The sequence below is a fragment of the Mesobacterium pallidum genome, from assembly GCF_019966535.1.
Taxonomy (GTDB): Bacteria; Pseudomonadota; Alphaproteobacteria; order Rhodobacterales; family Rhodobacteraceae; genus Mesobacterium; species Mesobacterium pallidum.
Genome location: NZ_JAIMID010000019.1, coordinates 116,313 through 125,464, shown reverse-complemented (window position 1 = coordinate 125,464; position 9,152 = coordinate 116,313). Strand labels below are relative to the sequence as shown.

General features: G+C 67.3%; 10 protein-coding genes. 3 read left to right on the top strand and 7 right to left on the bottom strand.

What is annotated here, in order from left to right:
- Nucleotides 1–200: 200 nt before the first annotated feature.
- Nucleotides 201–1,322, bottom strand: coding sequence for an aminotransferase class V-fold PLP-dependent enzyme (locus tag MF270_RS22560; RefSeq protein WP_238368044.1), 1,122 nt, complete (start codon nt 1,320–1,322; stop codon nt 201–203).
- Nucleotides 1,323–1,539: 217 nt separating this feature from the next.
- Between MF270_RS22560 and MF270_RS22555 the strand changes: the two genes are divergently transcribed.
- The gene (locus tag MF270_RS22555; protein WP_238368043.1) at nt 1,540–2,625 is read left to right on the top strand and encodes a Hint domain-containing protein; all 1,086 of its coding nucleotides are present in this window, start codon (nt 1,540–1,542) and stop codon (nt 2,623–2,625) included.
- Here MF270_RS22555 and MF270_RS22550 read toward each other — a convergent pair.
- Together MF270_RS22550 and MF270_RS22545 are read right to left on the bottom strand one after the other, a co-directional pair.
- The gene (locus MF270_RS22550; protein WP_238368042.1) at nt 2,622–3,077 is read right to left on the bottom strand and encodes an Lrp/AsnC family transcriptional regulator; all 456 of its coding nucleotides are present in this window, start codon (nt 3,075–3,077) and stop codon (nt 2,622–2,624) included. The genes MF270_RS22555 and MF270_RS22550 overlap by 4 nt on opposite strands.
- Nucleotides 3,074–3,529: an Lrp/AsnC family transcriptional regulator gene (locus tag MF270_RS22545; protein WP_238368041.1), complete on the bottom strand. Its 456-nt coding sequence runs from the start codon at nt 3,527–3,529 to the stop codon at nt 3,074–3,076. The genes MF270_RS22550 and MF270_RS22545 overlap by 4 nt, the downstream gene beginning before the upstream one ends.
- 126 nt (nt 3,530–3,655) lie before the next feature.
- Here MF270_RS22545 and ilvC point away from each other — a divergent pair, with 126 nt between their 5' ends.
- Together ilvC and MF270_RS22535 are read left to right on the top strand one after the other, a co-directional pair.
- A complete protein-coding gene (ilvC, locus tag MF270_RS22540) occupies nt 3,656–4,678 on the top strand; it encodes a ketol-acid reductoisomerase (RefSeq protein WP_238368040.1) in 1,023 nt (340 codons plus the stop codon).
- A 152-nt stretch (nt 4,679–4,830) separates the two neighbouring features.
- Nucleotides 4,831–5,742 carry a DMT family transporter gene (locus MF270_RS22535; RefSeq protein ID WP_238368039.1) on the top strand — a complete coding sequence of 304 codons (912 nt, stop codon included), beginning with the start codon at nt 4,831–4,833 and terminating at the stop codon, nt 5,740–5,742.
- A gap of 222 nt (nt 5,743–5,964) precedes the next feature.
- Here the strand turns inward: MF270_RS22535 and MF270_RS22530 are convergent, their stop codons facing one another.
- The 4 genes from MF270_RS22530 to gatC all read right to left on the bottom strand — a co-directional run bounded on the left by MF270_RS22530 (nt 5,965) and on the right by gatC (nt 9,143).
- Complete coding sequence (locus tag MF270_RS22530) at nt 5,965–6,567, bottom strand: N-acetylmuramoyl-L-alanine amidase (protein WP_238368050.1); 603 nt, start codon at nt 6,565–6,567, stop codon at nt 5,965–5,967.
- A gap of 63 nt (nt 6,568–6,630) precedes the next feature.
- Nucleotides 6,631–7,341 carry a hypothetical protein gene (locus tag MF270_RS22525; protein WP_238368038.1) on the bottom strand — a complete coding sequence of 237 codons (711 nt, stop codon included), beginning with the start codon at nt 7,339–7,341 and terminating at the stop codon, nt 6,631–6,633.
- Nucleotides 7,342–7,377: 36 nt separating this feature from the next.
- The gene (gatA, locus tag MF270_RS22520; protein WP_238368037.1) at nt 7,378–8,859 is read right to left on the bottom strand and encodes an Asp-tRNA(Asn)/Glu-tRNA(Gln) amidotransferase subunit GatA; all 1,482 of its coding nucleotides are present in this window, start codon (nt 8,857–8,859) and stop codon (nt 7,378–7,380) included.
- Nucleotides 8,856–9,143 (bottom strand): Asp-tRNA(Asn)/Glu-tRNA(Gln) amidotransferase subunit GatC, encoded by a 288-nt coding sequence (gene gatC, locus MF270_RS22515; protein ID WP_238368036.1) that lies wholly within the window; start codon nt 9,141–9,143, stop codon nt 8,856–8,858. The genes gatA and gatC overlap by 4 nt, the downstream gene beginning before the upstream one ends.
- Nucleotides 9,144–9,152 lie beyond the last annotated feature (9 nt).

The following is a 9,152-nucleotide window of genomic DNA, read 5'->3' as shown; positions in this document are numbered from 1 at the left end:
GCGCAGGGCTATTCGGCTGCGGTTTCGGCTTGCAGGGCGACCTATCCCGAGTGACGCGCCTGCGGCGGGCGGTAGAGGGGGGGGGCCCCCCCCCCCCCCCCCCCCCCGGGTGGGGGGCGCTGCCCCCCGTCGCCTTTGGCGACTCCCCCCGAGGTATTTTCAAAACGATGAAGGGATGGGGGTGGCACGTCTGCCTTGTGTCAGAGGACCTTGTCGAGGACCGATGTGAGGCGCGCGAGGGTGCCGTCCACGTCTTTCAGCTTGTCGAGGCCGAAGAGGCCAAGGCGGAAGGTCGAGAACTCCGCGCCCTCGTCGCAGGCCAGCGGCACGCCGGCGGCGATCTGCATGCCCTCTGCGGCAAAGGCGGCGCCTGACTTGATCTCGGGGCGGTCGGTGTAGCTGACCACCACGCCCGGGGCGCCGAAGCCGGGGGCGGCGACAGACTGGATGCCGCGCTCTGCCAGGATCTTGCGCACCCCGTCGCCAAGCGCCCATTGCGCGTCGCGCAGGGTATCGAAGCCGATCTGCTTCGTTTCCACCATCGCGTCGCGGAAGCCGCGCAGGGCGTCGGTCGGCATGGTCGCGTGGTAGGCGTGGCCGCCGTCCTCGTAGGCCTGCATGATCGCGCGCCATTTCTTGAGATCGAGCGCGAAGGAGTTCGACGCAGTCTCTTCCATGCGGGCCAGAGCGCGGTCCGACAGCATGACGAGGCCGGCCGAGGGCGAAGCTGACCAGCCCTTTTGCGGGGCCGAGATCAGCACGTCGACGCCGGTCGCCTTCATGTCGACCCAGATCGCGCCCGAGGCGATGCAGTCGAGCACCATGAGCGCGCCGACCTCGTGCGCCGCCTCGGCCAGGGCCGTCACGTAGTCGTCGGGCAGGATCGTGCCGGCCGAGGTCTCCACATGCGGGGCGAAGACAAGTGAGGGTTTTTCAGACCGGATGCGGGCCGTGACCTCGTCAATCGGGGCGGGGGCGAAGGGGGCGGTCGGCGCGTTGCCGGTGCGGCGGGCCTGCAGGACAATGGTGTCGTCGTTGAAGCTGCCCGCCTCGAAGATCTGGCTCCAGCGGTAGGAGAACCAGCCGTTGCGCACGACCAGCACCTTGGCGCCCTGGCCGAACTGGCGGGCCACTGCCTCCATCCCGTAGGTGCCGCCGCCGGGCACCAGCGCCACGGCATCGGCCGCGTAGACCTCGCGCAGCATGGACGAGATGTCGCGCATGACTTGCTGGAAGGCCGCCGACATGTGGTTGAGCGAGCGGTCGGTGAAGACCACCGAGAATTCCATCAGCCCATCGGGGTCAACAGGGTCGTAGGTCATGGCGGTCTCCTTGCTGCTTGCGTGCGCGGCAGATTGCATGGGCGGCGCCGGGGCGGCAAGCCCCCTGCCCTGCGGCCAATGGCCTGCCCCCATGTCCTTTTTGCAACGACCTGCGTTAACCATTTGGCCTGGCGCCGTGGATTGTTTCATTTTTGGAAAAATTCGTCAGATTTGCCGGGCACGCGGCAGCAAAAGACCGCGGCGAGGCAGGCAGTATATGGCAACGACAACCCTTCTTTTGAACGGGTTCAGCGTGATTGGCGTCCCGCTGAACGTGAACTCGAACGCCTCCCACGGGGGCGAGCTGATGATCCACGACGGCACCGAGGTGTGGGATGATGACGACATCATCATGCTGACGGTGACGGGCGCGAACCCCGATGGCACGCTGAGCGCGGATGCCGTGATCACCGGCATCACCGTCTACGAGCACGCGACGGATTACTTCAACGACGTGCCGAAATTCACCTACACCGGCAGCGCCGACCTGGACGTCGGGCGCAACCACATGGGCGACCGCTACCTCGATTTCGACGCCTCGGGGCTGACATCTTCGGACCCGGGTGCGCCGGTGCTGGAGGAGCTGGTGGCGGTGGCGGGGGTCGATATCCTCGACACGCTGGCGAACCAGAACGGGCCGCTCGAGATCTCGACCAACGAGGATATCGACTTTGACGGCGACGGGGTGATCTCGGGGCTCGAAGCGGCGGACGGGCTGTTTTCGAGCGATCTCAACATCCTGACGGTGATCTGCTTTGCCCGTGGCACGCTGATCGACTGCCCGGACGGGCCGCGCTATATCGAGACGCTGCGCGAGGGCGACCTGGTCAACACGCTGGACCATGGCGCGCAGCCGATCCGCTGGATCGGGGCGCGGAAGATAGGTGCACGGGGCAAGCATGCGCCGGTGCGCATCCGCGCGGGCGCGCTGGGGAACGTGCGCGACCTTGTCGTGTCGCCGAACCACCGGATGCTGCTGCGCGGCCCGACGGCGGCGCTGATGTTCGGGGCGGACGAGATCCTCGTCTCGGCCAAGTACCTGGTCAACGACCGCACCATCCGGCGGGAACCGCGCGACGAGATCGAGTATTACAACTTCCTCTTCGACGGGCACGAGATCGTCTTTTCCGAGGGCGCCCCGTCGGAAAGCCTCTATCCCGGGCCGCAGGCGCTGGAGTCGGTGCCCGATGAATCGCGGGCCGAGATCATCGAGCTGTTTCCCGAGTTGGCCGAGATGCCCTACGAGGGGGCCCTCGCCCGCCGTGCCCTGAAAGGCTACGAGGCCAAGGCGCTGGTGGGCTAAAGCGGTCCAGGGCGGCGTTCTTCGGACAGAAGAACGTTCGCCTCGACATCGCCGACGCCGGGCAGCGTCATGATCCGGCGGCGCAGGACCCGTTCGAAATCCGGCAGGTCTCGGGCGACGATGCGCAGGCGGTAATCGTAAAGGCCCAGGACGTGTTCGACCGTCTGCACCTCGGGGATGGCGCTGACCGCGCGCTCGAAATCCTCGAGGCTGACGCGGCCCTTGGTGGCCAGTTTGACGCCGAGGAAGACCGCGACGCCAAAGCCCAGCTTTTCGCGGTCAAGCACCAGCCGACGCCCGGCGATCACGCCCGAATCCGTCAGCCGCTTCAGCCGCCGCCAGGCAACGGGCTGGGAGCAGCCCAGCAGGCGCGCCAGCGCGGCGGTCGACAGGGTCGCGTCCTGCACCAGCGCACGCAGCAGGGCGCGGTCCAGATCGTCAAGCTCGGTCATACCGGCAGCGCCTCGTCCGACTTGATCCGGGCCACGTGCATCAGCGCCTCGATATCCGCGATATGCGGCAGGGTCAGGATGCGGCTGCGGTAGACCTGCTGGTAATGGCTCATGTCGCGCGCGATCACCTGCAGCCGCGTGTCAACCCGGCCAAGGAAGGTCTGGATCTCGATCACCTCTGGCACGTCGCGCGCCGCCACGATGAATTCATCGAAGGCGCGGGGTTGCGTCTTGTCGAGCGTGACGCGCAGCGACACCTCGACCTCCCACCCGAGGGCGCGCCAGTCGATGATCGCCTCCTGCCCCCGGATGACGCCGGTGTCGCGAAGGCGGGACAGCCGGCGCGAGGCGACGGCGGGCGTGGTCGCGGCCCGCGCGGCCAGCTCTGCCACGGGCTGCTCGGGGTCGGCCTGGAGGTGGCGGATCAAACGCCGGTCGAGATCGTCGAGCATGAATTTTCCCACTATCGCCACAATATCGAATAGATCATGCGACAATTAGCAAAAGACATGCAATTGCGAAACGCATATTCGCAGCAGGCGCCTATGATGCGCCCACAATCCAATGGAGGGACGGACATGCGTGTCTATTACGATCGCGACTGCGACATCAACCTGATCAAGGACAAGAAGGTTGCCATCCTCGGCTACGGCTCCCAGGGCCATGCCCATGCGCTGAACCTGCGCGACAGCGGCGCCAAGAACATCGCCGTCGCCCTGCGCGAAGGCTCCCCGTCGGCCAAGAAGGCCGAGGGCGAAGGCCTCAAGGTCATGGGCATCGCCGAAGCGGCCGCCTGGTGCGACGTCATCATGTTCACCATGCCCGACGAACTGCAGGCCGAGACCTACAAGAAATACGTGCGTGACAACCTCAAGCCCGGCGCGGCCATCGCGTTCGCCCACGGCCTGAACGTGCACTTCGGCCTGATCGAGGCGCCCGAGGGCGTCGACGTCATCATGATGGCGCCCAAGGGCCCCGGCCACACCGTGCGCGGCGAATACACCAAGGGCGGCGGCGTGCCCTGCCTCGTGGCCGTCCACCAGGACGCCACCGGCAAGGCGCTGGAAATCGGCCTGTCGTACTGCTCGGCCATCGGCGGCGGCCGCTCGGGCATCATCGAGACCAACTTCCGCGAGGAATGCGAAACCGACCTCTTCGGTGAGCAGGCCGTGCTGTGCGGTGGCCTGGTCGAGCTGATCCGCATGGGCTTCGAGACCCTGGTCGAGGCCGGCTACGCGCCCGAGATGGCCTATTTCGAGTGCCTGCACGAGGTGAAGCTTATCGTGGACCTGATCTACGAAGGCGGCATCGCCAACATGAACTACTCGATCTCGAACACGGCCGAGTACGGCGAATACGTGTCGGGCCCCCGGATCCTGCCCTACGAGCAGACCAAGAAGGCGATGAAGGACGTGCTGACCGACATCCAGACCGGCAAGTTCGTGCGCGACTTCATGCTCGAGAACGCCGTGGGCCAGCCGTCGTTCAAGGCGACCCGCCGGATCAACGATGAGCACCAGATCGAAGCCACCGGCGAAAAGCTGCGCGGCATGATGCCCTGGATCTCGGCCGGCAAGATGGTCGACAAGTCCAAGAACTGAGGGCGTGATGGGGTGAAACCCCACCCTACCCCGCTCTGGCCCCGTCGCGCGATGCGGCGGGGCCTTTTCGTTGCATTCACAGCCCCTTGCGCCGTGTGACCGATTGTCCAAAGGTGCGACAGCGGCCCAACTGCCCGCCAAGGAGAGCACCCATGCAAGACCCCGAGATCACGTGGAAAAGCTGGGCCATGGTGGGGCTGCTGGGTCTCGTCTGGGGCGGCACCTTCATGTTCCAGGAAATCGCGCTGCGCAGCACGCCGCCCTTCTGGGTCGCGACGGCGCGGATCGGCTTTGCCGCCGTGCTGACATGGGCGGTCTGGCGGGCGCGGGGCGGGCGCATGTTCACCAGTAGTGACTCGGCCTGGGGCCTGCTGTTCGTCACCTCGCTGCTCTCGGCCGCCATGCCCTTCATGCTGCTCGCCTGGGGGCAGCAATTCGTGACCTCGGGCTTTACCGGCGTCAGCATGGCGACGGTCGCGCTGATCGTTCTGCCCATCGCCCATTTCGTCATCCCCGGAGAGCGCCTGTCCTGGCGCAAGACCGCCGGCTTCTGCGTCGGCTTCGCCGGGGTGCTGGTGCTGATCGGCCCGGGCGCCCTGCGTCCCAGCGGGGACGCGATGGAGCTCTGGGGCCGGCTCGCCTGCATCGGCGCGGCGGGCTGCTACGCGGTCTCGTCGATCATCATGCGCCGCCTGCCGCCGCTCGACCCCTTTGGGCTCAGCTTCGCCACGCTCGCCTTCGGCACGCTTTTCGTCGCCCCGCTGGCGCTGGCGACCCATGGCCTGCCGGCCTCCCCCGGGGCAAAGGGGTTCGCCGTGCTCGCCCTAATCGGCCTCGTCCCGACCGCCGGCGCGAACCTGCTGCGCATCCTCGTGATCCGCAGCGCCGGGCCGGTCTTCATGAGCCTGACGAATTACCAGGTGCCGCTCTGGTCCGTCGCGCTCGGCATCCTGTTCCTTGGCGAGGACTTCCGCTGGTCGCTGATCGCAGCGCTCGGCCTCATCCTGGTCGGACTCGCCCTGTCGCAATGGGGCGCCTTCCAACGCCTCTTCCGCCGGGCCTGATCCCTTTCATCTTTCCAGAAATATGCCGGGGTGCGCGAGGGGCTGGCCCCTCGCTCCGACGCCCTCAATGCGCGCCACGGCGCGCATGCCTCCGGCGGGAGTACTTGGAGAAAAGTGAAAGCAGAAGCAGTCCGATCCCCTTCATCTTGCCAGTAAACTCCGGGGGCTTGCTGCCCAATCGCCGCGCCTGCGGCGCGAGGGCAGCGCCCCCGATCCACCATGTCAGCTGGCGATGCAGGGGAAATCCCGTGCCGCGCCGGCCAGGATCGCCCGATCGGCGTCGTTCAATGGCCCAGCGCCCCAGGGCCGGAACCGCATGCGAACCGCTGCCAGTAAGTCGTCCGTCTGCCCCTCGGTCCAGCGATAGCCGACCCTCCGCGCGTCTGCCTCGAAGTCGCCCGGCGCGGCGGGCTCGGGCCAGATCGCGAGACCGCGCCGCGCGAGGCGTCGCCAGTCAAAGCGCGGGCCGGGATCGGTCTTGCGCCCGATCGCCATGTCGGAATGGCCGATGACCCGCGATGGCGAGATGCCCCAACGCTCCAGCACCCCGGCCAGCAGCACCTCCAGCGCCGCTATCTGCGGCTCGGGAAACGGCTCCGCCCCCCGGTTCGCCAGCTCGATCCCGATGGAGCGGGAGTTGACGTCGGTCACCGCGCCCCAGGCGCCGGCGCCGGCGTGCCAGGCGCGCGCGGCCTCGTCGACCATCTGCCATACCCGGCCCTTTTCGCAGATGAGGTAATGCGCCGAAACCTCGGACGCCGGATCACAGAGCCGCTCCAGCGCCGCCTCGGCGGTCTTCATCGCGGTGTAGTGCAGCACGACCATGTCGGGCTGCGCGCCGCCCCGCCGCTCGCCGAAGCTGGGCGAGGGATGCCAGCCAGGTTTCAATCAGTTCGACCGCACCGCGCGGAACGGGGCCGGGTCCCAGCTGCAGGCAAAGCCGTCGCCATCAGGATCGAGGCCAAGGCGGTCCTTTTCGGGGCCGCCGTTCGACAGGAAGGCCGATTGCGCCTGGTCGGGCGAGGCATACTTGCTGCAGTTCCGCTCGAACCGCGACTGGGCGCCAATGCTCGACCGGCTGTAGACCTTGCTGCCGCGCGCATTGGTCGTGCTGAGCGCGTAATCCACGATGTTCGGCCCGGTCGAGGTGCGCGAGGGCAGCGCGGTCGGCTCGACCACGGTGTAAAGCTCGCGGTTGCGCTCGATCCGCTCGCGGTCCGAGGCGATGGATTCGCGTTCGGCCACCGCGCCGAAGTCCTGTTCATCGGAAATGCCGGGGTTGTTCAGCACCGGCGGCGGGGCGTTGCCCGGGCTCGCGTCCACCGGCTGTTCGCCGGAATTGGCGATGGCCGCCTGGGCGCGGGCCGCGATCTCGGCCGGGTCGTCACCATCCAGCGACGCGGTCTGCACGCCCGAGGGCGGCTGGATCGTCGTGGCGGTCGACACGCTGGTTCCGCCGGTCAGCGCGCGGTCGCGCTCGATCTGCGCCCGCTGGTAGTCGCGGTAATCGCCGAAACCAACCCCCGCCCCGCTGTCGGGCACCTGCGGTTCACAGGCTGCAAGGGCCAAGGCCGCCATACCGATCACGATCACACGCATGCGTCTTCCCCTTGTTTCCGAACCCCTACGCCCGGTTTACCACCACTTGGACGGCTTTGCCACAAAGCCCGCCGCCTGCTCGATCGCGTAGGCGGTGTTCAGCAGGTCGCCTTCTTCCCACGGACGGCCGATCAGTTGCAGGCCCAGCGGCAAGCCCTTGCTGTCCAGACCCGCCGGAACGGCAACGCCCGGAAGGCCCGCAAGGTTCACCGTCACGGTGAAGACGTCGTTGAGATACATCTGCACCGGGTCAGCATCGACCATCTCGCCAAGCCCGAAGGCCGCGGACGGCGTCGCGGGCGTCAGGATCGCGTCGACCCCGGCGGCGAATGCCTCTTCGAAGTCGCGCTTGATCAGCGTCCGCACCTTGCGTGCACGGTTGTAATAGGCGTCATAGAACCCGGCCGAAAGCACGTAGGTGCCGACCATGACGCGGCGCTGCACCTCGTGGCCGAAGCCTTCGGCGCGGGTCTTTTCGTACATCTCGGTGATGCCGTCGCCCTGCGCGAGCTTCGCCCGGCGGCCATAGCGCACCCCGTCATAGCGCGCGAGGTTCGAGGACGCCTCGGCCGGTGCGATCACGTAATAGGCGGGCAGCGCATATTTCGTATGCGGCAGCGAGATGTCGACGATCCTGGCCCCGGCGTCGCGCAGCATGTCGGCGCCCTTCTGCCAGAGCCGTTCGATCTCTTCGGGCATGCCGTCCATGCGGTATTCGCGCGGGATGCCGATGGTCTTGCCCTTGATGTCGCCGGTCAGCATCGCCTCGAAATCCGGCACGGCGAGGTCGGCCGAGGTCGAATCCTTCGGGTCGTGGCCGCACATGGCCTCGAGCATGATGGCCGCGTCGCGCACGTCCTTGGTCATCGGCCCGGCCTGGTCGAGCGACGAGGCAAAGGCCACGATCCCCCAGCGCGAGCAGCGGCCGTAGGTTGGCTTGATGCCCGTAATGCCGGTAAAGGCGGCAGGCTGGCGGATCGACCCGCCGGTGTCGGTGCCGGTCGCGGCGAGGCATAGGTCGGCCGCCACGGCCGAGGCCGATCCGCCCGAAGAGCCACCCGGCGTCAGCTGCCGGTCGTCGACCTTCCAGGGGTTCACGGCATTGCCATAGACGCTCGTCTCGTTCGACGAGCCCATGGCGAATTCGTCCATGTTGAGCTTGCCCAGCATGACCGCGCCCGCGTCCAGGAGCTTGCCCGAGACGGTGGATTCGTATTCCGGCTTGAAGCCTTCGAGGATGCGGCTGGCGGCCTGGCTGGCCACGCCCCGCGTGCAGAAGAGATCCTTGATGCCGATCGGCAGGCCGCACATCTTGGGCGCATCGCCGGCCTTGATGCGCACGTCGGCGGCTTTCGCCTGCTCCAGCGCGATCTCTGGCGTCTTGTGGACAAAGGCGTTCAGCTCATCGGCAGCCTCGATCTGCGCAAGGCAGGCTTCGGTCAGCTCGACGCTGGTGACATCGCCCTTCCGCAGCGCATCCCGCGCACCGGCCAGCATCAACTTGTTCAGATCGCTCATTCCACCACCTTCGGCACGGCAAAGAACCCCTCGCGCGCATCGGGCGCGTTTGACAGGATCTTGTCCTGCATTCCCCCGTCGGTCACCCCGTCGACCCGGCGCTTAAGCCGCATCGGCTCGACCGAGACCATGGGCTCCACGCCCTCCACGTCCACCTCGTTCAGCTCCTCGATGAAATCGAGGATGCGCGAGAATTCCTGCGCCAGGGCGGGCAGAGCGTCGTCCTCCACCTTGATCCGCGCCAGCTTGGCGACGCGGGCCGCCGTTTCGATGTCGATGGACATGGGGTCGCC

Coding starts and splice junctions, on each gene's coding strand:
- MF270_RS22560 (WP_238368044.1), bottom strand. CDS start 1,322: ATGACCTACGACCCTGTTGACCCCGATGGGCTGATGGAATTCTCGGTG.
- MF270_RS22555 (WP_238368043.1), top strand. CDS start 1,540: ATGGCAACGACAACCCTTCTTTTGAACGGGTTCAGCGTGATTGGCGTC.
- MF270_RS22550 (WP_238368042.1), bottom strand. CDS start 3,077: ATGACCGAGCTTGACGATCTGGACCGCGCCCTGCTGCGTGCGCTGGTG.
- MF270_RS22545 (WP_238368041.1), bottom strand. CDS start 3,529: ATGCTCGACGATCTCGACCGGCGTTTGATCCGCCACCTCCAGGCCGAC.
- ilvC (WP_238368040.1), top strand. CDS start 3,656: ATGCGTGTCTATTACGATCGCGACTGCGACATCAACCTGATCAAGGAC.
- MF270_RS22535 (WP_238368039.1), top strand. CDS start 4,831: ATGCAAGACCCCGAGATCACGTGGAAAAGCTGGGCCATGGTGGGGCTG.
- MF270_RS22530 (WP_238368050.1), bottom strand. CDS start 6,567: ATGGTCGTGCTGCACTACACCGCGATGAAGACCGCCGAGGCGGCGCTG.
- MF270_RS22525 (WP_238368038.1), bottom strand. CDS start 7,341: ATGCGTGTGATCGTGATCGGTATGGCGGCCTTGGCCCTTGCAGCCTGT.
- gatA (WP_238368037.1), bottom strand. CDS start 8,859: ATGAGCGATCTGAACAAGTTGATGCTGGCCGGTGCGCGGGATGCGCTG.
- gatC (WP_238368036.1), bottom strand. CDS start 9,143: ATGTCCATCGACATCGAAACGGCGGCCCGCGTCGCCAAGCTGGCGCGG.